The organism is Streptomyces pimonensis (assembly GCF_041380215.1).
GTDB classification, from domain to species: Bacteria; Actinomycetota; Actinomycetes; order Streptomycetales; family Streptomycetaceae; genus Streptomyces; species Streptomyces pimonensis.
The window spans coordinates 34,653-60,546 of the sequence record NZ_JAHWZY010000003.1 but is presented as its reverse complement, the minus strand read 5'-3'; the positions used below and the strand labels follow the sequence as shown (position 1 = coordinate 60,546).

At 73.1% G+C, this 25,894-nt stretch carries 25 protein-coding genes and 3 pseudogenes; 13 read left to right on the top strand and 15 right to left on the bottom strand.

All coding sequences use genetic code 11. The features are described 5' to 3' along the window. The first annotated feature begins 120 nt into the window (after positions 1–120). Entirely contained in the window at positions 121–339 is a 219-nt protein-coding gene (locus tag KYY02_RS04390) for a hypothetical protein (RefSeq protein ID WP_371236085.1), read from the top strand. 185 nt (positions 340–524) lie between these two features. Here the strand turns inward: KYY02_RS04390 and KYY02_RS33890 are convergent. Next, a pseudogene (locus KYY02_RS33890) lies at positions 525–623 on the bottom strand (amidase family protein); the annotation flags it as partial. A gap of 165 nt (positions 624–788) precedes the next feature. Then, complete coding sequence (locus tag KYY02_RS04385) at positions 789–1,211, bottom strand: pyridoxamine 5'-phosphate oxidase family protein (RefSeq protein WP_371236084.1); 423 nt, start codon at positions 1,209–1,211, stop codon at positions 789–791. 126 nt (positions 1,212–1,337) lie between these two features. On the opposite strand from KYY02_RS04385, the gene KYY02_RS04380 reads away from it, so the two are divergent. The 3 genes from KYY02_RS04380 to KYY02_RS04370 all read left to right on the top strand — a co-directional run bounded on the left by KYY02_RS04380 (position 1,338) and on the right by KYY02_RS04370 (position 3,423). Continuing rightward, positions 1,338–1,874 carry a cysteine hydrolase family protein gene (locus tag KYY02_RS04380; protein WP_371236083.1) on the top strand — a complete coding sequence of 179 codons (537 nt, stop codon included), beginning with the start codon at positions 1,338–1,340 and terminating at the stop codon, positions 1,872–1,874. A 28-nt stretch (positions 1,875–1,902) separates the two neighbouring features. Beyond that, positions 1,903–2,706 carry a translation initiation factor 2 gene (locus KYY02_RS04375; RefSeq protein WP_371236082.1) on the top strand — a complete coding sequence of 268 codons (804 nt, stop codon included), beginning with the start codon at positions 1,903–1,905 and terminating at the stop codon, positions 2,704–2,706. A gap of 291 nt (positions 2,707–2,997) precedes the next feature. After that, on the top strand, positions 2,998–3,423 hold the full coding sequence (locus tag KYY02_RS04370) for a CBS domain-containing protein (RefSeq protein WP_371236081.1): 426 nt from the start codon (positions 2,998–3,000) through the stop codon (positions 3,421–3,423). Positions 3,424–3,559: 136 nt separating this feature from the next. On the opposite strand, the gene KYY02_RS04365 is transcribed toward KYY02_RS04370, so the two are convergent. Further along, a complete protein-coding gene (locus KYY02_RS04365) occupies positions 3,560–4,015 on the bottom strand; it encodes an archease (RefSeq protein ID WP_371236080.1) in 456 nt (151 codons plus the stop codon). Positions 4,016–4,145: 130 nt separating this feature from the next. Between KYY02_RS04365 and KYY02_RS04360 the strand changes: the two genes are divergently transcribed. After that, positions 4,146–4,793, top strand: coding sequence for a phosphoribosyltransferase (locus tag KYY02_RS04360; RefSeq protein WP_371236079.1), 648 nt, complete (start codon positions 4,146–4,148; stop codon positions 4,791–4,793). Between the two features lie 6 nt (positions 4,794–4,799). On the opposite strand, the pseudogene KYY02_RS04355 reads toward KYY02_RS04360, so the two are convergent. Both KYY02_RS04355 and KYY02_RS04350 read right to left on the bottom strand, forming a co-directional pair. Continuing rightward, positions 4,800–5,674: pseudogene (locus KYY02_RS04355) on the bottom strand (CaiB/BaiF CoA transferase family protein); the annotation flags it as partial. 144 nt (positions 5,675–5,818) lie between these two features. Next, positions 5,819–6,172: a hypothetical protein gene (locus KYY02_RS04350; protein WP_371236078.1), complete on the bottom strand. Its 354-nt coding sequence runs from the start codon at positions 6,170–6,172 to the stop codon at positions 5,819–5,821. A gap of 346 nt (positions 6,173–6,518) precedes the next feature. On the opposite strand from KYY02_RS04350, the gene KYY02_RS04345 reads away from it, so the two are divergent. From KYY02_RS04345 to egtD, 5 genes are all read left to right on the top strand, one after another. Further along, complete coding sequence (locus KYY02_RS04345; protein ID WP_371236077.1) at positions 6,519–6,707, top strand: hypothetical protein; 189 nt, start codon at positions 6,519–6,521, stop codon at positions 6,705–6,707. 618 nt (positions 6,708–7,325) lie between these two features. Next, on the top strand, positions 7,326–8,648 hold the full coding sequence (gene egtA / locus KYY02_RS04340) for an ergothioneine biosynthesis glutamate--cysteine ligase EgtA (RefSeq protein ID WP_371236076.1): 1,323 nt from the start codon (positions 7,326–7,328) through the stop codon (positions 8,646–8,648). After that, the gene (gene egtB, locus KYY02_RS04335) at positions 8,645–9,961 is read left to right on the top strand and encodes an ergothioneine biosynthesis protein EgtB (protein ID WP_371236075.1); all 1,317 of its coding nucleotides are present in this window, start codon (positions 8,645–8,647) and stop codon (positions 9,959–9,961) included. The genes egtA and egtB overlap by 4 nt, the downstream gene beginning before the upstream one ends. After that, entirely contained in the window at positions 9,961–10,764 is an 804-nt protein-coding gene (gene egtC, locus KYY02_RS04330) for an ergothioneine biosynthesis protein EgtC (protein WP_371236074.1), read from the top strand. Before egtB ends, egtC begins: the two co-directional genes overlap by 1 nt. Beyond that, entirely contained in the window at positions 10,761–11,723 is a 963-nt protein-coding gene (gene egtD, locus KYY02_RS04325; protein WP_371236073.1) for an L-histidine N(alpha)-methyltransferase, read from the top strand. The genes egtC and egtD overlap by 4 nt, the downstream gene beginning before the upstream one ends. A gap of 18 nt (positions 11,724–11,741) precedes the next feature. On the opposite strand, the pseudogene KYY02_RS04320 reads toward egtD, so the two are convergent. Next, a pseudogene (locus KYY02_RS04320) lies at positions 11,742–12,992 on the bottom strand (extracellular solute-binding protein). Between the two features lie 185 nt (positions 12,993–13,177). Here KYY02_RS04320 and KYY02_RS04315 point away from each other — a divergent pair. After that, the gene (locus tag KYY02_RS04315; RefSeq protein ID WP_371236072.1) at positions 13,178–13,393 is read left to right on the top strand and encodes a dodecin; all 216 of its coding nucleotides are present in this window, start codon (positions 13,178–13,180) and stop codon (positions 13,391–13,393) included. Between the two features lie 24 nt (positions 13,394–13,417). Here KYY02_RS04315 and KYY02_RS04310 read toward each other — a convergent pair whose 3' ends face one another. Next, the gene (locus KYY02_RS04310; protein ID WP_371236071.1) at positions 13,418–13,909 is read right to left on the bottom strand and encodes a phosphatase domain-containing protein; all 492 of its coding nucleotides are present in this window, start codon (positions 13,907–13,909) and stop codon (positions 13,418–13,420) included. Between the two features lie 61 nt (positions 13,910–13,970). Here KYY02_RS04310 and KYY02_RS04305 point away from each other — a divergent pair, with 61 nt between their 5' ends. Beyond that, positions 13,971–14,993 carry an LLM class flavin-dependent oxidoreductase gene (locus KYY02_RS04305; protein WP_371236070.1) on the top strand — a complete coding sequence of 341 codons (1,023 nt, stop codon included), beginning with the start codon at positions 13,971–13,973 and terminating at the stop codon, positions 14,991–14,993. 35 nt (positions 14,994–15,028) lie between these two features. On the opposite strand, the gene KYY02_RS04300 is transcribed toward KYY02_RS04305, so the two are convergent. The 6 genes from KYY02_RS04300 to KYY02_RS04275 form a co-directional block, all read right to left on the bottom strand. Beyond that, positions 15,029–15,940 carry a DUF2382 domain-containing protein gene (locus KYY02_RS04300; RefSeq protein ID WP_371236069.1) on the bottom strand — a complete coding sequence of 304 codons (912 nt, stop codon included), beginning with the start codon at positions 15,938–15,940 and terminating at the stop codon, positions 15,029–15,031. 103 nt (positions 15,941–16,043) lie between these two features. After that, positions 16,044–16,844 (bottom strand): lysophospholipid acyltransferase family protein, encoded by an 801-nt coding sequence (locus tag KYY02_RS04295; protein ID WP_371236068.1) that lies wholly within the window; start codon positions 16,842–16,844, stop codon positions 16,044–16,046. Next, entirely contained in the window at positions 16,841–17,614 is a 774-nt protein-coding gene (locus KYY02_RS04290) for a GNAT family N-acetyltransferase (RefSeq protein ID WP_371236067.1), read from the bottom strand. Before KYY02_RS04290 ends, KYY02_RS04295 begins: the two co-directional genes overlap by 4 nt. A gap of 302 nt (positions 17,615–17,916) precedes the next feature. After that, complete coding sequence (locus tag KYY02_RS04285) at positions 17,917–18,666, bottom strand: succinate dehydrogenase/fumarate reductase iron-sulfur subunit (RefSeq protein WP_371236066.1); 750 nt, start codon at positions 18,664–18,666, stop codon at positions 17,917–17,919. Next, positions 18,663–20,612: a fumarate reductase/succinate dehydrogenase flavoprotein subunit gene (locus KYY02_RS04280; protein WP_371236065.1), complete on the bottom strand. Its 1,950-nt coding sequence runs from the start codon at positions 20,610–20,612 to the stop codon at positions 18,663–18,665. Before KYY02_RS04280 ends, KYY02_RS04285 begins: the two co-directional genes overlap by 4 nt. A 2-nt stretch (positions 20,613–20,614) precedes the next feature. After that, complete coding sequence (locus KYY02_RS04275; RefSeq protein ID WP_371236064.1) at positions 20,615–21,286, bottom strand: succinate dehydrogenase; 672 nt, start codon at positions 21,284–21,286, stop codon at positions 20,615–20,617. Between the two features lie 120 nt (positions 21,287–21,406). On the opposite strand from KYY02_RS04275, the gene KYY02_RS04270 reads away from it, so the two are divergent. Then, positions 21,407–22,291 carry a LysR family transcriptional regulator gene (locus KYY02_RS04270; RefSeq protein WP_371236063.1) on the top strand — a complete coding sequence of 295 codons (885 nt, stop codon included), beginning with the start codon at positions 21,407–21,409 and terminating at the stop codon, positions 22,289–22,291. Between the two features lie 571 nt (positions 22,292–22,862). Here the strand turns inward: KYY02_RS04270 and KYY02_RS04265 are convergent. Together KYY02_RS04265 and KYY02_RS04260 are read right to left on the bottom strand one after the other, a co-directional pair. Next, a complete protein-coding gene (locus KYY02_RS04265; protein ID WP_371236062.1) occupies positions 22,863–25,004 on the bottom strand; it encodes a putative bifunctional diguanylate cyclase/phosphodiesterase in 2,142 nt (713 codons plus the stop codon). Further along, positions 25,001–25,813, bottom strand: coding sequence for an SAM-dependent methyltransferase (locus KYY02_RS04260; RefSeq protein ID WP_371236061.1), 813 nt, complete (start codon positions 25,811–25,813; stop codon positions 25,001–25,003). The genes KYY02_RS04265 and KYY02_RS04260 overlap by 4 nt, the downstream gene beginning before the upstream one ends. Positions 25,814–25,894 lie beyond the last annotated feature (81 nt).

Here is a 25,894-nt window from a genome sequence, read left to right as displayed (position 1 = left end):
TCACGCTTAACGATGGTGTGCACAAAGTCAACCTGGACGTGTACGGAAGGTACGAAGCACCCTTGCTGTGTCGCGACAATCGACAGCGCACCCCTGTGATCGAGGATCCGAGGAGTCACCATGACCAGCACGACCGGCACCACGGGTACGACCGGCACGTTCTGCCCGTACTGCGGGTGGCCGGACGGTGCCGAGCCGTTCCAGGTGGTCTCCCGGCACGGCACCGCGACGGGCAGCACGGTGTGGACCCGCTGCGGCTGCGGTTCGCTCCAGGTCCGTGCCGTCGACGGCCGCGGCGCCCGCATCGTCTCCCGCAGCAGGCCCGCGGACGCTCCGTGAAGCCGGACCGGCCGGCCGGTGGAGAACCCGCCGATACGCCGGCGCGGCACCGCCTCCGCGTGGCACGCCGAGGGAATGCGGCCCGACAGGGCCGGTTTCCCGGCCGGTCCGACGAGCCGGGCGCGCGTCCAGGAGCACAGCCGGGCGGGCACGGCGGTGAGCGGCGGCTCCGGCGGGAGCGCGGTTCGCGGCCGGCTGGAGAGCCGGCCGCGCTGCGGCTCGAAGCCGACCGGGCGCGTCCAGGAGGCCGGGATGCGCACCGCCCCGGCGCCGTCCGAGCCGAGCACGAAGGCTCCGGTCCGCCGCGACGACGGCGGTCGACGCACGGACGGTCTCCGTCGGCCCCGCGACACGGTCCGGCGCCGTTCGGGCAGCTCCTGAAACGACGTGCCCGCCGAACGCGGCCTCCGCGGGGCGGCGGGACGACGCCCCGCCGGCGGGGCACCAATTCAGCCGGGCCCGGGCAGTCCCACGAGCTCCCGGCCCGTGACCATCTCGGCCTCGATCCGGACGAACACCCCGTCGTGCGTCGGTACCCATGAGCGGGGCCCGGTCCGCAGCAGGCGTTCGTGCTCGGCCGGGTCGGTCACCACGGCCGCCCGGCCCGTGACCACCACGCTCCAGCCGGACCGGCTCCCGGCGTCGAAGGCGTCGGCCTCGAAGGCGACCACGACGCCGTCGACCGCCCGGACCAGACCGGAGGCGGCCGAGGTGCACAGCACCACGGAGGAATCCGTGTCCGGGACGAAGCCGACGGGCTGGACGGCGGGCAGCGCCTGCCGGGTGTAGACGACGCGACCGACCGGCACCTCGGCCAGCAGGCGCAGGCACTCCTGGCGGCCGAGCGACCGGAAGCCCTCGCTGTGGATCATTCCTCCATCGTCGTCGGCGGATCCCGCCGGGTCCAGGGCCGGACGGCCCTGGACCAAAGGAGGCCGCCGTGGCCGTGTGTGCGAGTGAACATGTCTGATCTCCCCCGGGGGTGGAACCCTGGGAACATGGGCAAGAGCGCGCTGATCGTCATCGACATGATCAACACCTACGACCACCCGGACGCCGAGCATCTGATCCCCTCCGCGGAGTCGGTCGTACCGGTCGTCTCCACCCTGCTGGAACGGGCGCGGCGCCGGGACGTGCCGGTGATCTACGTCAACGACAACTTCGGCGAGTGGCGCTCCCACCACGGCGAGCTGCTCGACAAGGTCCTGTCGGGACCGCACGCGCGCCTCGTGAAACCGCTGGTGCCGGACGACTCCTCCCTCTTCGTCGTCAAGGCCCGGCACTCGATCTTCTTCGAGACCCCCTTGGGCTATCTGCTCAACCAGCAGGGTGTCGACCGGCTCGTGCTGTGCGGCCAGGTCACGGAGCAGTGCGTCCTCTACTCGTCGCTCGACGCGCACATCCGCCACTTCGACGTGACCGTCCCCCGTGACGCCGTCGCCCACATCCACGCCGACCTCGCGGACGCCGCCCTGCGGATGATGGAACGCAACATGGGCGCGCAGGTGTGCGACAGCGACGAACTGTGGAACTGACGTGTACCCGCGGGCCGGCGCTGGCCCCATGAGCCCTACTCCCGCCCCGCCCCCCGAGGTCCGTCACTACCTCGACGAACTGGTCCGCCGTACGCGCGCCGTCTGCGGCCCCCGCCTGGTGAGCGTCCTCGCCGTCGGATCCCCCGCGCTCGGCGGCTACCGGCACGGGCGCAGCGACGTCGACGTGACCGTCGTGGTGGACCGCTCGCTCTCCCGGCGTGCCCTGTCCGAAATGGCCGGGGCGCTGGCCCACCCCACCCCGCCCTGTCCCGCGGCCGGACTGGAACTGGTCGTGTACCCGGCCGATTTCGCCGGCCGTCCCTGCGGCGGGGCCGGGTACCTCATGGACCTCAACACCGGACCGTCCCTGCCCGAAAGGGTCAGCCACGGCCCCGAGGAGTCGCCCGCGTTCTGGTACGTCCTCGACCGTTCCGTCACCCACCAGGCCGGTCTCCCGCTGTTCGGCGGGCCGGTACGGGACGTGATCGCCGCACCGGAGCGGGCCGCCGTGCTCACCGCGCTCCACGCCTCCGTGCGGGAACACGCCGAGGGCGAGGGACACGCGGCCGACAACCGGGGGCTCAACGGCTGCCGCTCCGTGGTGTACTGCCGCACCGGCCGCTGGTTCGCCAAGCGCGGGGCGGCCGGGATCGTCGCCGCCTCGGAGGCGGACTTCCGGCCACTGGTCACGGACGCGCTGCGCAGCTTCGGACGCCCCCGCGAGTCCGTGTCGACGCTGCCCGGAGCGGCGGTACGGGAGTTCCTGGCCTGGGCGGCCCGGCGCGTGGACGAGGCCGTCGAGGCGGAGGGCGGGGACGGCGTCCCGTCCTGACGGGGCGCCTTCGGGCGGGCCGTGCGCCCGGGCATCCGCTCGACAACCGTCGGCCCGCTGTCCAGGACCCTCGGCGCTGCGTCGCGCGCCGGTCACCGGTCGGATGAGGCACGGAGGCGCCGCGGGCGCTCACCACTGAACGGTGTCACCGGGGAGGTTCCCGCAGCCGTGCAGCCGGGGCGAGGGGGGGCGTGCCCCGCGCCCGCCCTCGCCCCGGCTGGTTTACGCACCGCGCAACGGGCTACGCGGCGGCACGGGGAGTCCAGGCCGGCCACGTACCGGGAGGTGCCCATGACCACACGGATACGGGACGTGATGTCCGCGGACACCGCGTCCGTCGAGCCCATGACGACGGTGGCGCGGGCCGCGCGCCTGATGCGCGAGCAGGACATCGGCGACGTCCTCGTCGCGTACGACTGCGATCTGTTCGGTGTGCTCACCGACCGTGACATCGTGCTGAGGGGCGTCGCGGAGGGCCGTGACCCGGAGGCCACGACGGTCGGTTCCCTGTGCACGCGTCCGCCCCTGGTGACACTCGACCCCGAGGACACCACCGATCACGCCGTGGAACTGATGCGGCGGCACGCCGTGCGACGGCTTCCGGTGGTGGAACGCGGCGGCTGTCCGGTGGGGATGGTGAGCCTCGGGGACCTCGCCGCGACGGAGGACCCGCACTCCGCCCTGGCGGACATCAGCGCGGCGGCCCCCACGCACTGAGCGCGGGTCCTCCCGACGCCGGGGGTCTCGCCGGCGGGCCGGGTTCCCGCCCCGCCGGCCCTGTCCGTCCGTGCCCGGGGCGGCGCCCCGGGTCCTCGTTCCTCGGGCCCCCGGAGCGGCCGTTCCGGAACGGCTGTCATCCGTCGACCGTGAGCGCGCACGTCCAGCCGTACGGCCCCGGGTGGATCCGCAGGTCCTCCCAGCCCACTGCCGTCGGCATCCGGCCGGTGATCCGTACGTCCGCCAGGGCGGCCACCGCCAGGCGTACGTCGAGACCGTCCTCGGTCCCGTCCGCCTCCACGTCGACCGGTACCTGGCCGTACTCCTCCAACCGGTACAGGACCTCGTCCAGCAGCGCCGCCAGCAGATCGTCGTCACTGGCCCCGGCCAGCCGGACGCGGCCCACTCCCGTCGGCCGCACCCCGGAGACGTCGGCGAAGCACTCCACCATCGCCGCCACCGCCTCCGCCAGACAGTTCTCCCGGCTCGTCGCCCACACCTCGATCCGGAGCTCGTCCTCCTGCACCACCGCCCGGTGCCCGCTCTCCTCCGGCCGCCGCGCCTGCCCGTAACCGCCCGTGTCACCGACCATGGAACCCGCGTGCCCGACGACCGCGCACCCATGCGGGCGCCGGGCGCTTCGGATGCCGGGGAGCGGGGTACACGGGTGCGGATCAGGTGCCTCAGGTGCCGTCTCCGGTGCGGAGGGAGGGGCATCCGTCATGCGGTTCCGTGATCGTCGGCAGGCCGGCCGCGAACTGGCCGCACGGCTGCGGGAGAGGCAGGACGCGGGGGCCCTGCCCGACCCCGTGGTGCTGGCGCTGCCCCGCGGCGGCGTCGCCGTGGCCGTCGAGGTCGCCCGGGCGCTGGACGCCCCGCTCGACGTCCTCGTCGTACGGAAGATCGGCGCCCCCTTCCACGAGGAGTTCGGCGTCGGCGCGATGGCCGGCGACGGGGTTCCGCTCTTCGACGAGGACGCCCTGTCGCGGCTGGGCCTCGGCGAGGCCGACCTGGCGCCCGTCGTCGAACGCGAACGCACCGAACTGCGCCGCCGCGAACAGCGCTACCGCCAGGGCCGGCCCGCTCCCGAACTGCGCGGACGGACCGTGATCGTCGTCGACGACGGACTGGCGACCGGTTCCACCGCCCGCGCCGCGCTGCGCGCCCTGCGGGCACAGGACCCCGGACACCTCGTGCTGGCCGTTCCCGTCGGCGCGAGGGAGGGCGTCGCGCTGATGCGCTCCGAGGCCGACGAGGTGGTCTGTCCGCACGAGCCGGCCGCGTTCATGGCGGTGGGCCAGTGGTACGAGGAGTTCGACCAGCTGACGGACGAGGACGTGCTGGACGCGCTGCACCCACGGCGGACGTAGCCACGGTCAGACGACCCCGTCCGCGCGCAGTGCCGCGATCTCCCCGGGTGAGCGGCCCAGTTCCATGAGGATCGCCTCCGTGTGCTCGCCCACGGCCGGTACCGGGTCCATGCGGGCCTGCAGACCCGCGAGGCCCGCGGGCAACAGCAGCGCCTCCACGGTTCCGCCCGGTACCGCCACCTCGCCCAGCGGTCGCGGGCGGCGAGCACCGGGGGGGCGAGGAACGCGGCGACGTCGTCGACCCCGGCGCAGGCGATGCCGATCCCCTCCAACTCCTCGAGCAGCTCGTCGGTGTCAGCGCGGGCGAAGCGCTCGGCGATGACCGCGTTCAGCTCCTCGCGGTGGGCCACCCGGTCGGATCCGGTGGCGAAGCGCGGATCGTCGGTCAGCTCCGGCCGGCCGAGGAACTCCGCGCACAGGGCCGCCCACTCGCGCTCGTCCTGGACGGAGAACAGCACCTCGCGTCCGTCCGCGGCCCGGTAGGTGCCGTACGGGGCGATGGTGGCGTGCTGGGTGCCCAGACGCGGGGGCTGGGCGCCGCCGTGGCGCGTGTAGTAGGTGGGCTGGCCCATCCAGTCGGCGAGCGCCTCGAACAGGGACACCTCCGCCGGGTGCGCCCTGCCGGTGGTGGCGCGGGTGTACAGGGCGGTGAGCACACCGCTGTACGCGTACATCCCGGCGGCGATGTCGGCGACGGAGATGCCGGTGCGGGCCGCCCCCTGCGGTGTTCCGGTCAGCGACACCAGGCCTGTCTGGCACTGCACCAGCAGGTCGTACGCCTTGCGGCCGGCCCAGGGGCCGCTCGTGCCGTACCCGGAGATCGTGCAGGGGATCAGCCGCGGATGGCGGCGTGCCAGCTCGTCGGCCCCGAGGCCGAGACGGAGATCACCGAGTGGCCGTCGGTACACCACTCCAGCGGACGTGACCAAGCCGCTGCGCACCGGCATCCAGATGGAGCCCGTGGCCACTCCGTACGCACGGCAGCTGGTCGTCCCTGGCGTTCTGCCCGTCCCTGCGCGTTGACGTCAGCGTCGGGTGACGGCGTGGCCCGCGTCGTTGACGGCGCGGATCCACACGTCGCGGTCGAACCACTTGGTGATGTTCGGCTGCAACTCGGTGAGGGTACGCATCCGGGCTTCCCAGTCGCCGGCTGGGCCGCGGCTGTCGTCGCAGCCGGTGCAGCCGTCCTCGCCGCTGATGCGGCCGGCCATCCAGGCGTTGACGGCCACGCTGGTGACGGCCGCATACAGGTCGCCGCCGGTCCGCGCCAGAGAGCCCGGTACCCCGGCGGGAACCGAGGCCGGCTCCGGGTTGGCGAACGGCGGCATCGGGGCCTGCCCGACGCCCTTCTCGCTGTTGCTCCCTTCGTACGCCGCCACGCCCTGCGCGAGCCGGTCGGGCCGTGACGGAGGCGTCGAAGTACCACCAGGCGGAACGCACCTGGGGTCCGTCCTCGAACGGATCCTGCCCAGAGCAGGAACGATGCGGGGGTGGCTGCCGCTTCACAGGACGATCAACTCGCCGCGGTCGGATACGGCCTCGAAGTACCACAAGCCGCTCTCCTCGTCGGCGTGGCGGGAGTGGTGCCGCAGGGGGCCCTCTCATCGAGTGCTCGGTAGTACGCCATGATCTCTGTCGTGATGTGCCCGAGGTCAGTCACGAGGCCATCGTGCCAGCGCGTGCATACGGAAGCAGGGCAGGAACGACGGCGGGAACCGGGGGACTGTGAGTAGGAGACGCTACGTAGCCCGGGGTGTGCCGGGTGGATACCGGATCTGGGACAACCGAGGACGTCGATGGTGGGGGGACCTCTACGAGCTGTGTCCTGACGATCTCGTGGCCGCGCTGAACGGTCAGGCGGATCCTGCACGGATCACTGCGCTGATGAAACGCTCCAGGGCGCAGAGGCGGTAGGTACGGCCGAAGCGGGGATGACGGTTGCGCACCACGAACGCACCGGATCGAGCGGGGAGCAACAGGGGATCACGGTGAAGGCAGCCAGACCCGACGAGGCGAAGCCCCAGCCGTTCGCACAGGCCAGCAGCCTTCTCGATCACAAAGAGCCGCAGCTTCCCCGGCCGCCGCCGCGACGGACACCTGGCGGCCGCCGGGTGCGCGGTGGGCGCCCGCCGCCACGATCCTCCCCCGTAGCCCTTCGGGCCCGGGGTGCCCCCCTTCGCTCCGGCTACGCTCCGTTCGTCTCGCGGGCGGTGCCGCGCAGGCGCGTGCTCACGGCGCCACCCCCGTAGCCGCCGTGACCACGCACAGCGCGGTCTCGCTCGTCGTGCTCGTGCAGGCATCCTGAGCGATGCTGGTGACGCGCCGCAACGGAGTTTCCGCCTCCGGAAGGCCCGGGAAACGGGCGGAGAACCCCCCGGGAACAGGCCGGGCGGATGGACGGCCGGACCGGGGCGCCCCGCCAGGCGCCCTTGTGCCCGCCGACGCGAAGGTTTTGGGTGGACGGGTTGATGCCGGCCGGGGCCGCGAAGACCCGGGGCCGGTGGCATGGCGGAACCTCAGGAGGATCCCCGCATGTCCGATTCGGCAGGCGGCTGTGCCGAGCCGCTTCCCCCTGTCACGGAAGCCGGGGCGGAGGCCCTGGTCCGGGGCATCTGCTTCAAGACCGGACCGCCGCGCCTCCTCGGTGTCGAGGTGGAATGGCTCGTCCACGAGCTGCGGGACCCGCGGCTCCCCGTGTCACCCGAACGACTCGAAGCGGCCTACGCCGCTCTGCGGGCCGTGCCCCTGAGGTCGGCGCTCACCATCGAGCCCGGCGGCCAGCTGGAACTGAGCTCGCCGCCCGCCGCCTCCCTGATGGAGTGCGTCGGCACCGTCTCCGCCGACCTGGACGCGGTCCGCGCGGTGCTGCGCGAGGACGGCCTGGTCCTCGCCGGCTTCGGCCACGACCCTTGGCACCGCCCCCGCCGGTTCCTGCGCGAGCCGCGTTACGACGCCATGGAGGCCTGCCTCGACCGCACCGGCCCCGCCGGCCGGGCCATGATGTGCGCCTCCGCCTCCGTGCAGGTGTGCGTGGACGCCGGGTACGAGGAGCGCGGCCCGCTCGGCCATGTACGACGCTGGTGGCTGGCGCACCAGCTGGGCGCGGTCCTGGTCGCCGTGTTCGCCAACTCCCCGGCCGCCGATGACCGGCCGACCGGCTGGCTGTCCACCCGCCAGCTGCGCTGGGCGCAGATCGGAACCGGCCGGGCGGGCGCCCCCGTGCTGGACGCCGACCCGCGCGACGCCTGGGCCCGGCACGTCCTGGACGCACCCGTGATGTGCGTACGGCGTGACGGCGGGCCGTGGGACGTTCCCCGGGGCCTCACCTTCCGGGAGTGGATCAGGTCCGGCGCTCCCGGGCCGCCGACCCGGGACGACCTCGACTACCACGCCACGACCCTGTTCCCGCCGGTGCGGCCGCGCGGCCACCTGGAACTGCGCATGATCGACGCGCAGCCCGGTGACGACGGCTGGATCGTGCCGCTGGCCGTGGTCGCGGCGCTGTTCGACGACCCGGAGGCCACCGAGACCGCCTACCGGGCGGTGAAGCCGCTGGCCGAACGGGCCCACGGCAGGCCGGCCCCGCACAATCCGCTCTGGCGGGACGCGGCCCGCGCCGGACCGGCCGACCCGGAGCTGCGCGAGGTGGCCGCCTGCTGTTTCGCGGCGGCGCTGCGCGCCCTGCCCCGGCTCGGCGCCGCCACCGAGGTGGTCGACGCGGTCGGGACGTACCGGGACCGCTATGTCGCCCGCGGCCGCTGCCCGGCCGACGACCTGCTCGACGAGCTGCACACGACGGCCGGCGGCACGCGCCCCCACCCCCCGCACCCGTACGGGAAGGACGCCCCCTCATGACCGGCCCCGCCCTCGACTCCGAAGCCCTGCGCGAGCGCGCGGTCGCCTCGCTGATCACCGCACGGGACCGCACCACGCTGCTCACCAGCTGTGTCGACGGTCCCGAGCTGACCGCCCAGCACTCGCCGCTGATGTCGCCGCTGGTGTGGGACCTCGCCCACATCGGCAACCAGGAGGAGCAGTGGCTGCTGCGGGCCGTCGCCGGCCATGAGGCGATACGGCCCGACATCGACACTCTGTACGACGCCTTCGAGCACCCGCGCGCCGAACGACCGGGCCTGCCGCTGTTGTCGCCGCAGGAGGCCCGCCGGTACGCGGCCGACGTGCGCGGCCGTGCCCTTGACGTACTGGAGGGCGCCGCGTTCCACGGGACGCGGCTGACCGAGGCGGGCTTCGCCTTCGGAATGATCGCGCAGCACGAACAGCAGCACGACGAGACCATGCTGGTCACCCATCAGCTCCGGGAGGGACCACGGGCGCTGTCCGCCCCGGACCCGGAGCCGGTGCCCCTGTTCACGGGCCCGTCCGAAGTCCTCGTCCCGGGCGGCCCGTTCACCATGGGCACCTCGGACGAGCCGTGGGCGCTGGACAACGAACGCCCCGCGCACCGGCGCGAGGTGCCGCCCTTCCGCATCGACACCACTCCGGTGTCGAACGCCGCGTACCAGGCGTTCATCGAGGACGGCGGCTACGACGAGCCCCGCTGGTGGACCGCCGAGGGCTGGGCCCACGTCCGCCGCGGCTCCCTCACCGCGCCGCTGTTCTGGCGCCGGGACGGCCGGCAGTGGCTGCGACGCCGGTTCGGCGTCACCGAGGTGGTGCCGCCGGACGAGCCGGTGCTGCACGTGTGCTGGTACGAGGCCGACGCCTACGCCCGCTGGGCCGGGCGTCGGCTGCCCACCGAGGCCGAGTGGGAGAAGGCGGCGCGGTACGACCCGGTCGGCGACCGCTCGATGCGCTACCCGTGGGGCGACGCCGACCCCGGCCCCGAGCACGCCAACCTCGGCCAGCGGCACTTGCGGCCGGCGCCCGCCGGGAGCCATCCGGCGGGTGGGTCCCCCCTGGGGGTGCGGCAGTTGATCGGCGACGTGTGGGAGTGGACGGCGAGCGACTTCCTGCCGTACCCGGGGTTCAGGGCGTTCCCCTACAAGGAGTACTCGGAGGTTTTCTTCGGGCCGGAGCACAAGGTGCTGCGCGGCGGTTCGTTCGCCGTGGACCCCGTGGCCTGCCGGGGAACGTTCCGCAACTGGGACCTGCCCGTCCGGCGGCAGATCTTCTCCGGGTTCCGCACGGCACGCTCGGAGGAGGCCTGATGTGCCGGCACGTGGCGTACGTGGGCCCCGGGGAGCCGCTGGGCGAGCTGCTCGTGCGGCCGCCGCACGGTCTGTACCGTCAGTCGTGGGCGCCCCGGCGGCAGCGGTACGGCACGGTCAACGCCGACGGCTTCGGTGTGGGCTGGTACGCGGAGGGCGATCCGGTACCGGCCCGGTACCGGCGGGCCGGGCCGGTCTGGGCCGACCCGTCGTTCGCGGACCTCACCCGTGTCGTACGGACCCGGGCGCTGCTCGCGGCCGTGCGGGACGCGACCCTGCCGGGCGCCGACGCGGAGGCCGCGGCGGCACCGTTCGCCGCCGGGACCTGGCTGTTCAGTCACAACGGGGCGGTGCCGGGCTGGCCGGGTTCGCTCGCGCCGCTGGTCCCGTCCCTGGCCGCCGGGGACGTGCTGTCGCTGGAGGCCCGCAACGACTCCGCGTTCGTGTGGGCGCTGGTGCTCGCCCGGCTGCGGGCCGGTGACGAGGAGGGGCGGGCGCTGGCCGACACGGTCCTGGAGGTCGCCGCGGCGGCCCCCGGGGCCCGGCTCAACCTGCTGCTCGCCGATGGCGACACCGTCACCGCGACCGCCTGGGGCGACACGCTGTGGTACCTCTCCCGGACCGGCGGCGGCACCGTCGTGGCCTCCGAGCCCTACGACGACGATCCGCACTGGCGCGAGGTCCCCGACCGCACCCTGCTCGCGGCGAGCCGCACCGACGTCCTGCTGACCCCGCTCAAGGAGCCCGGCGACCCCCTGACGCCCGCCGACGCACCCGCATCTCCGAGGGAGCCCCGCACGTGAGTCCGTTCCGTCTCACCCGCACCCTGCCCGAGGACGCCACCGGCGCCGCCCTGCGCGCCGACGTCCGCGAGGGCCTGACCGGCAGCCCCAAAACGCTGCCGCCCAAGTGGTTCTACGACGCCCGGGGCAGCGAGCTGTTCGAGGAGATCACCGCGCTGCCCGAGTACTACCCGACCCGCGCCGAGCGCGAGATCCTGCGCGCCCGCGCCGGTGAGATCGCCGCGGTGTCCGGCGCCCGCACCCTGGTCGAACCGGGCTCCGGCTCCTCGGAGAAGACACGGCACCTGGTCGGTGCCCTGACCGGGCTGCACACCTATGTCCCCGTCGACGTCAGCGGGAGCGCCCTCGCCCTGGCCGGGCAGGCGCTGGCCGCCGAGCGGCCGGGACTGGAGGTGCACGCGCTGATCGCCGACTTCACCGCCGGGATGCCCCTGCCCGACACGCCGGGGCCGCGGCTGGTGGCGTTCCTCGGCGGCACCATCGGCAACCTGTTGCCGGCCGAACGCGCCTCGTTCCTCGCCTCCGTCCGCGCCCTGCTCGCCCCGGGCGACGCCCTGCTGCTGGGCACGGACCTGGTGAAGGACGAACGGGTGCTGGTCCGGGCGTACGACGACGCGGCCGGGGTGACGGCCGCGTTCAACAAGAACGTCCTGACCGTCGTCAACCGGGAGCTGGGCGCCGACTTCGCCCCGGACGCCTTCGACCACGTGGCGCTGTGGGACGCCGGGCACGAGTGGATCGAGATGCGGCTGCGCTCCCGTACCGCGCAGACGGTGAAGATCCCCTCCCTGGGGCTCTCCGTGGACTTCGCGGCGGGCGAGGAACTGCGCACCGAGGTGTCGGCGAAGTTCCGCCGGGACGGAGTGCGCGCGGAACTGACGGCCGCGGGGCTGGAACCGGCCCGGTGGTGGACGGACGGGGAAGGACGGTTCGCGCTGTCGCTGAGCGTCGCACGCTGACGAAGGCGCCGTGCCGCCCTAGTCGAAGGCCAGGGCCCCGGTGATGCGGCGCGCGGCGCGCTCGGCCGCCGTGGCCGGGTCGGCCCCGGTGAGCACCTCGGTCATGTACTCCTTGATCGGGTTGTCCGCCTCGACCGCGGCCCACCGGGGGTGCCGGGGGTCGCCCGGCCCCGTACGGCTCCGGCCGCCATGGCCGCGACCCCCTCCTCCCCCGCCACCGACCCGGCGAGTCCCGCCTTGTTGGGGACGTGGTTCATCGTGCGGGCCAGGTCGGTGTTCCACCGGGCGCCGGTGAGCGCGGCGACGCCCTCGACGGCGCCCTCCTCGGCGTCGGTCCTGGCCGGGACCACGAGGACGGACCCGCCGGTGAAGACGGCACCGGGCTTGCCTGCGGCCCTGCCGGGGACGGGGAAGTAGCCCAGTTCGTCCGCCAGACGCGGGTTCTGCTCGACGACGGCGCGCTCCAGTCCCGGTACGGCCACGATCTGTGCGGTCCCGCCCCGCGCGAACACGTCCGCCTGCGGCGGATGCTCCTCGTCGGCGTCGACCGGTCCGTCGCCGAGCGCCTGGAGCCTGCGGTAGAAGTCCATGCCGCGGCAGCGCCGCCGGGCCGTCCAGCGTGCCCCGCCAGACCCCGCCCCGTTCCTCGGCGAGGTCTCCGCCCTCCTCCCGGATGAAGCCGGCGAGTGCGCACCAGTCCTGTCCGGCGAGGTAGACGCCCTGGTCGTCGCCGGTGTCGAGCTTCTCGGTGAGGGCGAGCCACTCGTCGCGGGTCTTCGGCGGGGCGGTGACGCCGGCCTGCCGGAAGAGGTCCTTGCGGTAGCCGACGACGCGGTTGGCCGCGTACCAGGGGATGCCGTACTGCTGGGAGCCCCACCGGCCGGGTTCGGCGAGGCCGGGCAGCCAGTCGTCGCGGCCCCAGTCGTGCATGGACTCCAGAGGGAGGTCGAGCAGTCCGTCGCCCTCCGCGTACGTGGCGACCTGGGTGTTGCCGACCTCGATGACGTCGGGACCGTCCTCCTCGTCCGTCGCCAGTGCTTTCTGGACCTTCTCACCGATGCCGGTCCATTCCTGGACGCGGAGGTCGGGGTCGAGTTCGGGGTGCTCGCGCTCGAACCCCTCGGTGAAGCGGTCCAGGTACTCCTGCGAGGCGCTGTGCCGCATCGGCCACACGGTGACCGTGCTCCGTTCGGCGTCGCCGGGCATCAGTCCACAGCCGCTGAGCAGGGAGGCGGACCCACAGACGAGGGCGAGCAGACGGCGTCTCACGAGGGTCCTGTTCTGTCTGACGGACAGGACGGGGCCCGGCGTGGAGGGCGAGTGGTGCTCGGGCGGGAGCCCGGCACCTTGGTATGGACCAATGCGTGGGTCAAGGCCGCCGGGCGAACAGGACCGACGCCTCGCGCTCCGCCGCGGTGTGGGGCACGGTGGAGTGACGTGAGAGGAGCAGTCGCATGTCGAATCACACCTACCGGGTCACCGAGATCGTCGGAACCTCGCCCGACGGCGTCGACCAGGCCGTACGCAACGGCGTCGAACGCGCTTCGCGGACCCTGCGCAATCTGGACTGGTTCGAGGTGACCCAGGTGCGCGGCCATATCGAGGACGGGCAGGTAGCGCACTGGCAGGTGGGGCTGAAGGTCGGCTTCCGGCTGGAGGAGTCGGACTGAGCCGGGCGCGGGACCGGGGCCGGCTCAGGTGCGCCCTTCCCGCTCCTGCGCGTCCTCCAGCTCCCCGGACGGGGCCGTCCAGCGGGCGGGGAGGACGGTGAAGCCGGCCCGCCGGGCGTCCTGGCAGACCAGCTCGTCGTCGTCCACGAGCACGCGGACGTCCCGGGTGCGGGCGAGGCGGCGCAGGACCGCCAGCTTGGTGTGGCGGGCCGGCCGGCGGTCGGCGTTGCCACGCATGTACAGGTCCCCCTCGGGCAACCCCTGGGCCTCGAGCCAGTCCAGCGTGTCGCGCCGGCAGCGCTCGGGCCGCCCGGTGAGGTAGACGATCTCGCACTCCCGCGCGCTCTCCCGGAGCAGTGCGACGCCCTCGGCGAGCGGCGGATCCTGCGGCGCGGCGGCGAAGAAGGCGTTCCAGTCGCGCGGCCTGCGCTCCAGGAAGTGCTGCCGGTGCGCCGTGTCGGCGAGGGTGTTGTCGAGGTCGAACACGGCCAGCGGCCGCTCGTCGCGGTCGGTCACACCGCCCAGCCTAGCCACGGGGCGTGCGGAATCCTGGGGGCCGGCGGGTGTTGAACCCGGTATGAGTTCCGTGATCCGCTCGGCCCGCTTCTCCGTCCTCGACCGCTCCCGCATCCGTGAGGGGCACACCGCCCCCGAGGCGCTGCGGGACACCGTCGGCCTGGCGCGGGAGGTGGAGCGGCTCGGCTACCACCGGTTCTGGGTCGCCGAGCACCACGGGGTGCCGGGGGTCGCGGGTTCGGCGCCGACCGTGCTGGCGGCCGCCGTCGCCGGGGCGACCCGCACCATCCGCGTCGGCACCGGCGGAGTCATGCTGCCCAACCACCGGCCGCTGGTGGTGGCCGAGCAGTTCGGGGTGCTGGAATCGCTGTTCCCGGGGCGCGTCGACATGGGTCTGGGCCGGTCGGTCGGCTTCACCGACGGGGTGCGCAGGGCGCTGGGGCGTGGCAAGGACGACGCGGAGGGTTTCGCGGCCCAGCTCGACGAGCTGCTCGGCTGGTTCCGGGGCGCCTCCCCCACCGGGGTGCGCGCCCGGCCCGCCGAGGGTCTGGCCGTGCCGCCGTTCGTGCTCGCCATGGGCGAGGGCGCCACGATCGCGGCCCGCGCGGGCCTGCCGATGGTCATCGGCGACCTCCGTGACCGGGACAGGATGCGGCGCGGCATCGACCGCTACCGCGAACGGTTCCGTCCCTCGGAGTGGGCGAGCGAGCCGTACGTGGTCGTCTCCGGCACGGTCGCCGTGGCCGGCACCCCCGAGGAGGCCCGGCGGCTGCTGATCCCGGAGGCCTGGTCGGCGGCGCACTCCCGGACCCACGGCAGTTTTCCGCCGCTGCCGCCCGCCGAGCGCGTCGAGGCGCTCTCCCTGAGCGCCAAGGAGCGCGGCTTCTACGAGTCGGGGCTCGGCGGTCAACTGGCCGGCACCGAGGAGGAGGTGGTGCAGCGGCTGGAGGCGGTGCTGGAGGAGACCGGCGCACAGGAGGTGCTCGTCACCACCAGCACTCACGACCGGGAGGCGCTGCTGGACTCCTACCGGCGGCTCGCCGCGATCGCCGGACTGGACGGCGGCACGGCGACGCGCCGGTGAGACGACACCGGCGCGCGTCGGGATCGGGGGCGGTACTACTCGCGTCCCCGGCGGGGGACGTCACGGCCACGACGGCCGGACTCCTCGTCCAGCTCCGTCTCGGCCTCGATGCGCTCCTTGCGGACCTGACCGCGGACGGTCTCGTCGGCGGTCTTCTCCTCCGTGGTCATCCGGACCCGTTCGACCGGCACCGCCTCGGTCTCCACGACCGGACGCTCCTCGTACAGCGTGACGTCGTGCTCGTCCTCCTTGAAGGCCGGACCCGACATGGCCTCGTCGCGGTTGGCGTCCGTGATCGGCTCGCGCTCCACCCGGACCTCCTCGTGGCGCACCGGCACGGTCTGCTGGACCTCCTCCGTGACCACGTACTTGCGCAGCCTGGCCCGTCCGGTCTCGTGTCGCTCGACGCCGACGCGCATGTGCTCCTCGGAGCGGGTCATGGCGTCGTCGCCGTGTCCCCGGGTCCGGGCCTCGCTCCGGCGGCCCGCGGTGCCCGCGGTCGTGGCGGTGTCCGGCGTCGTCCGGGAGGTGTCGCCCCGAGGGCCGGCCGTGCCCGCCGCACCGGCGGCTCCCGGCGTGCCCATGCCGGGGGACCGGTCGCGTTCGCCGGGCTCGGCCAGCACGGAGCCCCAGTCGATGCCGTAGTAGTCGTACAGGCGGTCCTCCTCTTCCGTCGACAGGTGGCCGCCCGCGTCGATGTCGACGCTGGGAGCGCCCTTGATCTTGTCCTTGGGGTAGGGGACCTCGAGGTGGTCCTCCACCAGGGCGGCGTCGCGGATGGGGACGAACGACTCGCTGGAGCCGAACATGCCCGTTTTGACGGTCACCCACTCGGGGCGTCCACTGGCGTCGTCGAGGAAGACGTGCTTCGCGTCGCCCACCTTGTTCCCGTCCCCGTCGTAGACGGGGTGGTCCAGCAGCATGGAGATCTCTTCGCGGGTGATCATCTTTCATCACCCTCCTTTCGAAGGTCGCCCCTCACCGGTTCTCCCGGATCACCTGACGGAAACGGTACATAAATGATGAAAAGTACTTAATTTTCCACAGCGCTCATTCGCGGTGACCGCCCTCGTGTGCCGCCACCGCCTCCGGCTGCGCCGCGCGCGCCAGGGAGCGGCGGTCGGGGTGGCTGCCCGGCGGGAGGGGAGCTCCCACCTCGACCTCGGCGACCACTCCACGGGCCGACGCCACGCGCCACAGCGAGGCGAGGAGCGTGTCGTCGCCGACGAAGGCCGGTGCGGTGGCCGGGGTTCCGCGTACACCCCGGTAGCCGATGCGCACCGGCTGGACCGGGACCCGGGCGTCCAGTGCCGCCTGGAAGACCGCGCGGCGGAAGTACCCCCGGGCCCGGCCGCACCAGGTGCTGCCCTCCGGGAACGCCACGACCGCCGCGCCGCCCTGGAGGACCCCGGCGAGCGCGGCGACCGTGTCCGGCAGGGCGCGCAGCCGGTCACGGTCGATGAACAGCACGCCGCCGCGCGCCGCCAGGGCCCCCGCCACGGGCCAGCGCCGTATCTCCGTCTTGGCCAGCATCCTGGCCGGACGGACCGCCGCGAGCAGCGGTACGTCCAGCCAGGAGATGTGGTTGGCCACGAGCAGCAGTCCGCCCGTGGGCACGGCGGCCCCGTCGACGCGGACCTGGACGCCGACGGCCCGTACGATCCACCGGCACCACCGGCGCACCGCGCCCGCCGGGATCCGCCGCCCGAGCGGGAGCAACGCGATCCCGGCGAGGACCAGCAGACCCACCGCCGTCAGCCGCAGCACCGCCAGCGGTACGGCCCCCGCGGACGCCGTCGGTTCCACACAGCCCCGCGGAGTGCAGGGCGCGCCCGGCAGCCAGACGCTCATCGGGCGGGGGCGAGGGAGAGGAAGTGCCGCAGGTAACGGGGGTTGACCCGGTTCATCGGCAGCAGCACGTAGAGGTCGGCGACACCGAAGTCCACGTCGTGCGCGGGCTCGCCGCAGACCCAGGCGCCGAGCCGGAGGTAGCCGCGCAGCAGGGCGGGCAGTTCACCGGGGGCGGCGGGCACCGAGGTCCTCGACGACCAGGGCAGCAGCGGACGCACCCGGTACTCCTCCGGCGCGAGGTGCCTCTCCCGCACCCGGTCCCAGGTGGCGGAGGCGAGCACGCCCCCGTCGGCGAGGGGGATGGAGCAGCAGCCGGCCAGCCAGGCGTGGCCGCGGTCGGTCATGTAGCGGGCGATGCCGGCCCAGATGAGCCCGATGACCGCGCCGTCGCGGTGGTCGGGGTGCACACAGGAACGGCCGACCTCGACGAGGGACGGCCGTATGGCGTCGAGGGCCGACAGGTCGAACTCGCCCTCCGCGTAGAGCCGTCCGGCGATCCCGGCGCGCTCCGGCGGCAGCAGCCGGTAGGTGCCGACGACCTGGCCGCCGGTCTCCTCCCGCACGAGCAGATGGTCGCAGTACGCGTCGAAGGGATCGACGTCCAGCCCCGGCTGCGGGGTGGCCAGCAGAGCACCCATCTCCCCCGCGAAGACCTCGTGCCGCAACCGCTGGGCGGCACGCACGTCCTCCTCGTCGCGGGCGAGGGTGACGGTGTAGCGGGTGGGAGTGGCGGGCCGCGGGGGGTGGTCGACGGTCAGTACGCCGGTCATGGCTCTCTCCTGATCACGCACCGGAGCGGGAGTGGGGACACTCCTGTTCTTCCGACCCGGGTTGGCGTGTACGTGACCGGAGCCGGGAGTGCGGGTGTGGAGCTGCTGAATGCCAGGAGCGAGAAGCGAGACGGGGCCGGAAGGAGCACCTCTCCCGGCCCCGCCCGTCCGCACCTTTCGGCGAACGTTCGGTGAAGCGCCCCGAGGGGGCGCGGGGCGTGACGTCGTGCGGGCTCCTCCGCATGGGCGCGACAGGCCACGACGCACCCGCGGGTACGTCACCCGGCGCGCACCACGCGGTACTACCGCTTGCCCGCCTTGCGGGTGGCCCGCAGCCACTCCCTGTTCATCCCGGTGATGGACGTCAGCGGTATCCCCTTGGGGCACGCGGTGGCGCACTCCCCTGCGAGGGTGCACCCTCCGAACCCCTCCTCGTCCATCTGCGCCACCATGTCCAGCACCCGCGTCTCCCGCTCGGGCGCCCCCTGCGGCAGCACATTGAGGTGATTGACCTTCGCCGACGTGAACAGCATCGCCGCCCCGTTGGGGCACGCCGCGACACACGCCCCGCATCCGATGCACTCGGCGTGCTCGAACGCCAGGTCCGCGTCCGGCTTGGGCACCGGCGTCGCGTGCGCCTCCGGCGCGGAGCCCGTCGGCGCCGTGATGTAGCCGCCGGCCTGGATGATCCGGTCGAAGGCGGACCGGTCGACCACCAGATCCTTCACCACCGGGAAGGCGGATGCCCGCCACGGCTCGACGTCGATGGTGTCGCCGTCCTCGAAGGACCGCATGTGCAGCTGGCAGGTGGTGGTGCGCTCGGGACCGTGGGCGTCGCCGTTGATGACGAGCGAGCAGGCGCCGCAGATGCCCTCGCGGCAGTCGTGATCGAAGGCGACCGGGTCCTCGCCCTTGAGGATGAGCTCCTCGTTGAGGGTGTCGAGCATCTCCAGGAAGGACATGTCGGGTGAGATGCCGTCCACCTCGTACGTGGACATGGCGCCGTCTGCGTCGGCGTTCTTCTGCCGCCAGACGCGCAGGTTGAGCTTCATGCGTAGCTCCGCTGGGTGGGGTGGACGTACTCGAAGACCAGGTCTTCCTTGTGCAGGACGGGGGCCTCGCCGGTGTCGGTGAACTCCCAGGCGGCGGCGTAGGAGAACGCGTCGTCCCGGCGCGCGGCCTCGCCGTCGGGGGTCTGGGACTCCTCGCGGAAGTGGCCGCCGCAGGACTCGGCGCGGTGCAGCGCGTCGAGGCACATCAGCTCGGCGAGCTCCAGGTAGTCGACGATGCGGTTGGCCTTCTCCAGTGACTGGTTGAACTCCTCGCCGGTGCCCGGGACCTTGATGCGCCGCCAGAACTCCTGGCGGATCTGCGGGATGCGCTCCAGGGCCTTGCGCAGCCCGGAGTCCGTGCGGGCCATGCCGCAGAACTCCCACATGAGTTCGCCGACCTCGCGGTGGAAGGAGTCGGGGGTGCGGTCGCCGTCCGCGGCCAGCAGCAGGTTGAGCCGGTCCTCGGTCTCGGCCAGCACCTCCTGTACCACCGGGTGCTCGTCGGTGACCTCGTCCTGGTGCGGGTTGCGGGCCAGGTAGTCGTTGACGGTGGCCGGGAGGACGAAGTAGCCGTCGGCCAGGCCCTGCATCAGCGCGGAGGCGCCGAGGCGGTTGGCTCCGTGGTCGGAGAAGTTGGCCTCGCCGATCGCGAACAGGCCCGGGATCGTCGTCTGCAGGTCGTAGTCGACCCACAGACCGCCCATCGTGTAGTGCACGGCGGGGTAGATCCGCATCGGCACCCGGTACGGGTCCTCGTCGGTGATCCGCTGGTACATGTCGAAGAGGTTGCCGTACTTCGCCTCGACCGCCTTGCGGCCCATCCGCTTGATCGCGTCCGCGAAGTCGAGGTAGACGCCCTGTCCGCCGGGACCGACGCCCCGGCCCTCGTCGCAGACGTTCTTGGCGGCGCGGGAGGCGATGTCGCGGGGCACCAGGTTGCCGAAGGAGGGGTAGATGCGCTCCAGGTAGTAGTCGCGCTCGTCCTCGGGGATCCGGTCGGCCGGGCGGGTGTCGCCCTTGGCCTTCGGCACCCAGATCCGGCCGTCGTTGCGCAGCGACTCGCTCATCAGCGTCAGCTTGGACTGGTGGTCGCCGGTGCGCGGAATGCAGGTGGGGTGGATCTGGGTGAAGCAGGGGTTGGCGAAGTAGGCGCCGCGCCGGTGCGCCCGCCAGATCGCGGTGGCGTTGGAGTTCATGGCGTTCGTCGACAGGTAGAAGACGTTGCCGTAGCCGCCGCTGGCGAGGACGACGGCGTCCGCGAAGTACGTGTCGATCCTCCCGGTGATCAGGTCCCGGGCGACGATGCCGCGGGCCCGTCCGTCGACGACGATCAGGTCGAGCATCTCGGTGCGCGGGTGCATCTCGATGTTGCCGGCCGCGATCTGCCTGCTGAGCGCCTGGTAGGCGCCGAGGAGGAGCTGCTGGCCCGTCTGGCCGCGGGCGTAGAAGGTACGGGAGACCTGGACGCCGCCGAAGGAGCGGGTGTCGAGCAGTCCGCCGTACTCGCGGGCGAAGGGCACGCCCTGGGCGACGCACTGGTCGATGATCTCGACGGAGATCTGCGCGAGGCGGTGGACGTTGGACTCGCGGGAGCGGAAGTCGCCGCCCTTGACGGTGTCGTAGAACAGGCGGTGGACCGAGTCGCCGTCGTTGCGGTAGTTCTTCGCCGCGTTGATGCCGCCCTGCGCGGCGATGGAGTGGGCGCGGCGCGGGGAGTCCTGGTAGCAGAACTGGACGACGCGGTAGCCCTGTTCGGCGAGTGTGGCACCGGCCGAACCGCCCGCGAGGCCGGTGCCGACGACGATGACGGTCTTGCCGCGCCGGTTGGCGGGATTGACCAGCTTGGCCTCGAAGCGGCGCTTGTCCCAGCGCTCGTGGACCGGTCCCGCGGGGGCCTTGGTGTCGGCGATCGGCTCGCCGGTGGTGTACTCGGTGTAGGAAGTCATGGTCAGCTCACCACTCCGGTCATGACGCCCACGGGAACGGCGAGGAAGCCGGCCGTGAGCAGCAGCGCGAGGGCATTGGCGGTGGTCTTGAGGGCGCGGTCGCGAGTGCGGCTGCCGACGCCGAGGGTCTGGGCCGCGCTCCAGAAGCCGTGCCGGATGTGCAGGCCTACGGCGAGCATCGCGACGATGTAGATGACGTTGCCGTACCAGGTGGAGAAGGTGTCCACGACGTTCTGGTAGGGCTTGCCGGTCTCGAAGCCGCCGGAGTGCACGGTGCCGGTGGTCAGGTCGAGCAGGTGCCAGACGATGAACAGGGCGAGGATGACGCCGCCCCAGCGCATGGTGCGCGTGGCGTAGCTCGCCCGTGCCTTCTTGTGCACGTACTTGCTGGGGCGCGCCCTGAGGTTGCGGCGGCTGAGCTGGTAGGCGGAGACGGCGTGGGCGATCACGGCGACGACGAGGACGACACGGACGATCCACAGCGTCCACTCCTCGTGCATGAACGGCTCGCCGACCGTGCGCAGCCAGTGGGCGTAGTGGTTGAACTCGCCCGCCCCGAAGAAGATCTTCAGGTTCCCGATCATGTGGGCGACCAGGTAGAGCAGCATGATGAGGCCGCTGACCGCCATCACTGTCTTCTTGCCGACGGTCGAGTCCCACACGGTGCGTGCCATGGACGGCCGCCGGTCCGTCCGCGTTGCCAGAGCCATGGCACCAGACGCTAGGGCCTGAAGGCCCTATCGGTCCAAGACATGGTCCGGCTTGTTCCGATAGGTAAAGCCTATGCTGGGTGCATGCAGTTCCAGCAGCTCCAGTACTTCGTGGCCGTCGCCGAGACCCGGCACTTCACCCGGGCCGCGGAGCTGGTCCACGTCGCGCAGCCGTCGCTGTCCCAGCAGATCAGGGCGCTGGAGCGGGAGCTGGGGGCGGATCTGTTCCGGCGGGCGCGCGGCAACATCACGCTGACCGACGCGGGCGAGGCGCTGCTGCCGCTGGCCCGGCGGATCCTCGCCGACACGGACACCGCCCGGCACGAGGTGCAGGAGGTGGCGCAGCTGCGCAGCGGGCGGGTGCGGCTGGGCGCGACGCCGAGCCTGTGCACCGGACTGCTGCCGGACGTGCTGCGCGCCTTCCACGACCGCTACCCGGGCGTCCGGCTGCTGATCGAGGAGAGCGGCTCGCACGACCTGGTACGGGAGCTGGCCCGCGGCGCCCTCGACCTCGCCCTCGTGGTCCTGCCGCTGCCGACGCCCTCCCCCGCGCTCACCACGGTGGAACTGCTGCGCGAGGATCTGGTGGTCGTCTCCTCCCCGGACGCCCCGCGGCCGGGACGGGGCCGGCGCACCGTGCGCATCGCCGACCTGGAGGGCGAACGCCTGGTGATGTTCCGGCACGGCTACGACCTGCGTGAGCTGACCGTGGCGGCGTGCCGGGCGGAGGGCTTCGAGCCCGGATTCGCGGTGGAGGGCGGCGAGATGGACGCGGTGCTGGGCTTCGTACGGGCGGGCCTGGGGGTGGCGGTGGTACCGCGGATGGTGGCCGCCCGCTCCGGCCACGGACTGCGCGTCACCCCGCTGGCCCGCCCCGGCCTGCACCGCGCCATCGCCCTGGCCCACCGCAGCGATGTGGCCCCGCCCCGCGCGGCCCGCGAGCTGCAGCGGATGCTGCTGGAGCGGTGAGCGAGCCGCCCCGGGCACCGCACGGCCGCCGCGGTCCGGTCGTCCACGGCCAGTGAGGCGGACACCGGCCCGGCGTTCCTCGCGACGCCGCGTCCCACGGTGGACACGGCGACGACCCGTTCGACGCCCGGCCGGCCGATCACCTCGCACAGCGGCAGGGAGAAGTCACGGAAGTGGCCCTCGACGCCGCCCGCACCGGGCGCGGGCGACACCCGGCGGCACCGGGGTGACCTGGTGGCGGTGCGGGCGCCGGCCGGTCCCCTCGTCATGCTGCGCCGCACGGAACCGCGGCGGGCCCGCCGGCCGTCGGAGCCGGTCCCGTACACGAGGTGGACCACATCGGGCGCGAGGAGGACGCCGGTGGTCTCCGACGGCTCGTTCACCGGGCCGCCCGGGCGACCGGACAGCCCGGCGGCGTCTCCGCGTACGCGCAGCACCGGCCCGAGGCGCCCGCCTCTGTGAACTCCGGGTCCGTTTCCCGGCCCCTCCCCGTCCGCGGGGGCAGCCTCCCCAGGGACGCGGGGGAACTGCGCGATCAGCCACGGCCCGCCCGCCCCGAGCCGCCGGGCGGCTAGCCCGTCGCGTCGACGAGGGTCAGCTCGTGCAGGCGGTCGGGCGGGCCCGGGCGGGCGTAGTACCAGCCCTGGGCCGTGTCGCAGCCGAGGACGCGGAGCTGTTCGGCCTGGGCCCCCGTCTCCACGCCTTCCACCGTCACCGCCAGGTCGAGGCTGTGCGCCAGGGAGACGATCCCCTCGACGATCTTCAGGTCGACGGGGTCGGCCGGGAACTGCTGCATGCTCTGGGTGAAGGAGCGGTCCAGTTTCAGAATGCTCACCGGGAGCCGGCGCAGGTTGGCCAGGTTGGAGTAGCCGGTGCCGAAGTCGTCCAGCGCGATGTCGACGCCCATCTCCGCCAACCGGCGCAGCGGCTTCAGCAGATCGTCGTCCGCGCCGATCAGCGCCGACTCCGTCACCTCCAGGCACAGGGCGTCCGGCTCCACACCCGTGCGCTCCAGGATCTCCACCGTGTCCTGGACCAGTCCGGGATGCGTGAGCTGGCAGGGCGACAGGTTCACGTTGATGCGCAGCGGCCCGAGCGCCTCACCGCCGTGCCGGTCCCGCCACTCACGGGCCTGCCGCACCGACTGCTCCAGCACCCAGCGGCCCAGCGGAACGATCAGCCCCGTGTGCTCGGCGAGCGGGATGAACCGGTCCGGGGACAGCACCCCGTGCTGCGGATGCAGCCAGCGCACCAGCGCCTCCGCGCCCCGGACGCTGCCGTCGCCGAGGTGCACCAGCGGCTGGTACTCGATGAAGAACTCGCCCCGGTCCAGGGCCGTCGGCAGCGCCGTGGTGAGCCCGTGCCGGGTGATGGCGCGGGCGTCGGCCTCCGGGTCGGCGAGCTCGAACCGGTTGCCGCCCGCCGACTTGGCCCGGTACATGGTGATGTCGGCGCTGCGCAGCACCTCCGCCGCGCTGCGTTCCCCTGCGGGTCCCTCGACGACGCCGATGCTGCCACGCACGGTCAGCTCCCGGCCGTCCACACTGATCGGGGCGAGCAGCGCGTTCATGATGCGCGCGGCCAGTTCGTCGACGGTGCGCTCGGTGTCGGGGCCGGTGGTCAGCGCCACGAACTCGTCGCCGCCGAGCCGGGCCACCATCTCGCCGGACGCGGTGGCGCAGGCCTGCAGCCGGTCGGCGACCTCGACGAGCAGCCGGTCGCCGGCCGCGTGGCCGAGGCTGTCGTTGACGGTCTTGAAGCCGTCCAGGTCGAGGTAGCACAGGCCGAACCGCTGGCCCTCACCGGCGCCCAGCGCCTTCTCCAGCCGCTCGAAGAAGAACGTCCGGTTGGGCAGCCCGGTGAGCGCGTCGTGGGTGGCCTCGTAGCGCAGCCGGAGGTTGAGCAGCCGCCGCTCGGTGGTGTCCTCCATGAGGGCGAGCTGGTACTGCGGGTCGCCGTCGGCGTCGCGCAGCAGGGACACCGTCAGATTGGTCCACAGGACCGTTCCGTCAGGGCGGTGGAACGCCTTTTCCAGGTGGTAGTGCTCGCGCTCGCCGCTCACCAGTTCGTCGTAGAGCCGCCAGGTCTGCGGGGCGTCGTCGGGGTGGACCCACTCCTTGACGTTGCGGACGCGCAGGCCCTGCTCGGACAGGCCGAACATGCGCCGCAGCGCGCCGTTGACCTGCAGGACGTTGCCCTCCAGGTCGGCGATGCCGATCCCTATGGCCGCGCCCTCGAACACCGCCCGGAACCGGGCCTCGGTGGCGTGCAGCGCCTGCGCCACCACGCCCTGGGCCTCCAGCGCGGCCTGCGCGACGGCCTCCTGCTCGGCCAGCGTCCGCTCGCGCAGCGCCTGCGCGAACCCGGCGGCCATGGCGTTCTGGAGCCTGCCGGAGCGCGCCCGCAGGTCCTCCCGGTCGCCGTCCCCGCCGCAGTACAGGACGAGATAGGCGTCCACGCAGTCCAGAGTCCGGCTGAGCGCCTCCGGGTCGGTGCAGTGCGCCTCCACCAGCGCGGCGCCGGCCGCCCGGCCCGCCTCCGGGTCGAACGACCGGGCCCGCAGCGCCTCGCTCAGCAGCCGGGCCAGCGGCAGCAGCAGCTCCTCGAACTCCAAGCGGGTCGCCGACGTCGAGGTCACCGGGAAGACCGCCCGGCTCCAGATCGTCGCGAACCGGCGCAGTCTGTCCTCCGGCCCGTCCGGCTCCGCGCTCACGCCGTACGCCCCACGCCCGCGAAACCGGAGAACGCGTAGGGATCCTCGTCCTCCGGTGCGGTGTCCGGCCGCCACTGCGGCATCGGCACCAGTCCGGGTTCCACCATGTCGTACCCCTCGAAGAACCGCGCGATCTCGTCGCGCGTGCGCATGACCAGCGGGTTGCGAATGTCCCGGTACACGTCCACCGCCCCCTCGGCCCGCTCCACCGGCAGCGGGACTCCCTCGTACGAGGCGTGGGTGAGCACGAGCATGCTGCCGGGCGCGAGGGCCTGGCGCAGTTCGGCCACCGCCGCGTACGGGTCGTCCGTGTCTTCCACGAAGTGCAGTATCGCAACGAGAAGCAGCGCCACTGGTCGATTCAGATCGATCAACCGCAGCACCTCGGGGCTGCCGAGGATCTCCCGCGGCTTGCGGAGGTCCGCGGCGACGACGCCCGTGCCGTCGTCGCCCTCCAGAACGGCCTGGCTGTGCGCCACGGCCACCGGGTCGTGGTCGACGTACATCACCCGTGCGTCCGGTACGGCGACCCGCGCCACCTCGTGGACGTTGCCGAACGTCGGGATGCCGGAACCGACGTCCAGGAACTGGGTGATGCCCTCACCGGCCGCGAAACGCACCGCCCGCCGCATGAAGGCACGGTTCGCCTGCATGATCTTGGGCAGGCCCGGCATGAACTCCATGGCCCTGCGGGCCGCTTCCCGGTCGACCTCGAAGTTGTGCGAACCGCCCAGGTAGTAGTCGTACATCCGGGAGACGCTGGGCACCGAGATGTCGATGCTCCGCGGGGCCCAGGCGGGACGCTCCATGTATCTCTCCAGGCGTAGGCGATCCGGTGTTCGAGCAGAGGCTACTGATCGCCCGCCAAAGGAGCGACCCCAAACGGAAAT

Bases quoted from the DNA above. Each gene is read 5' to 3' on its own strand.
- KYY02_RS04390 (WP_371236085.1), top strand. From the start codon at position 121: ATGACCAGCACGACCGGCACCACGGGTACGACCGGCACGTTCTGCCCG.
- KYY02_RS04385 (WP_371236084.1), bottom strand. From the start codon at position 1,211: ATGATCCACAGCGAGGGCTTCCGGTCGCTCGGCCGCCAGGAGTGCCTG.
- KYY02_RS04380 (WP_371236083.1), top strand. From the start codon at position 1,338: ATGGGCAAGAGCGCGCTGATCGTCATCGACATGATCAACACCTACGAC.
- KYY02_RS04375 (WP_371236082.1), top strand. From the start codon at position 1,903: ATGAGCCCTACTCCCGCCCCGCCCCCCGAGGTCCGTCACTACCTCGAC.
- KYY02_RS04370 (WP_371236081.1), top strand. From the start codon at position 2,998: ATGACCACACGGATACGGGACGTGATGTCCGCGGACACCGCGTCCGTC.
- KYY02_RS04365 (WP_371236080.1), bottom strand. From the start codon at position 4,015: ATGGTCGGTGACACGGGCGGTTACGGGCAGGCGCGGCGGCCGGAGGAG.
- KYY02_RS04360 (WP_371236079.1), top strand. From the start codon at position 4,146: ATGCGGTTCCGTGATCGTCGGCAGGCCGGCCGCGAACTGGCCGCACGG.
- egtA (WP_371236076.1), top strand. From the start codon at position 7,326: ATGTCCGATTCGGCAGGCGGCTGTGCCGAGCCGCTTCCCCCTGTCACG.
- egtB (WP_371236075.1), top strand. From the start codon at position 8,645: ATGACCGGCCCCGCCCTCGACTCCGAAGCCCTGCGCGAGCGCGCGGTC.
- egtC (WP_371236074.1), top strand. From the start codon at position 9,961: ATGTGCCGGCACGTGGCGTACGTGGGCCCCGGGGAGCCGCTGGGCGAG.
- KYY02_RS04315 (WP_371236072.1), top strand. From the start codon at position 13,178: ATGTCGAATCACACCTACCGGGTCACCGAGATCGTCGGAACCTCGCCC.
- KYY02_RS04305 (WP_371236070.1), top strand. From the start codon at position 13,971: ATGAGTTCCGTGATCCGCTCGGCCCGCTTCTCCGTCCTCGACCGCTCC.
- KYY02_RS04300 (WP_371236069.1), bottom strand. From the start codon at position 15,940: ATGATCACCCGCGAAGAGATCTCCATGCTGCTGGACCACCCCGTCTAC.
- KYY02_RS04295 (WP_371236068.1), bottom strand. From the start codon at position 16,844: ATGAGCGTCTGGCTGCCGGGCGCGCCCTGCACTCCGCGGGGCTGTGTG.
- KYY02_RS04290 (WP_371236067.1), bottom strand. From the start codon at position 17,614: ATGACCGGCGTACTGACCGTCGACCACCCCCCGCGGCCCGCCACTCCC.
- KYY02_RS04285 (WP_371236066.1), bottom strand. From the start codon at position 18,666: ATGAAGCTCAACCTGCGCGTCTGGCGGCAGAAGAACGCCGACGCAGAC.
- KYY02_RS04280 (WP_371236065.1), bottom strand. From the start codon at position 20,612: ATGACTTCCTACACCGAGTACACCACCGGCGAGCCGATCGCCGACACC.
- KYY02_RS04275 (WP_371236064.1), bottom strand. From the start codon at position 21,286: ATGGCACGCACCGTGTGGGACTCGACCGTCGGCAAGAAGACAGTGATG.
- KYY02_RS04270 (WP_371236063.1), top strand. From the start codon at position 21,407: ATGCAGTTCCAGCAGCTCCAGTACTTCGTGGCCGTCGCCGAGACCCGG.
- KYY02_RS04260 (WP_371236061.1), bottom strand. From the start codon at position 25,813: ATGGAGCGTCCCGCCTGGGCCCCGCGGAGCATCGACATCTCGGTGCCC.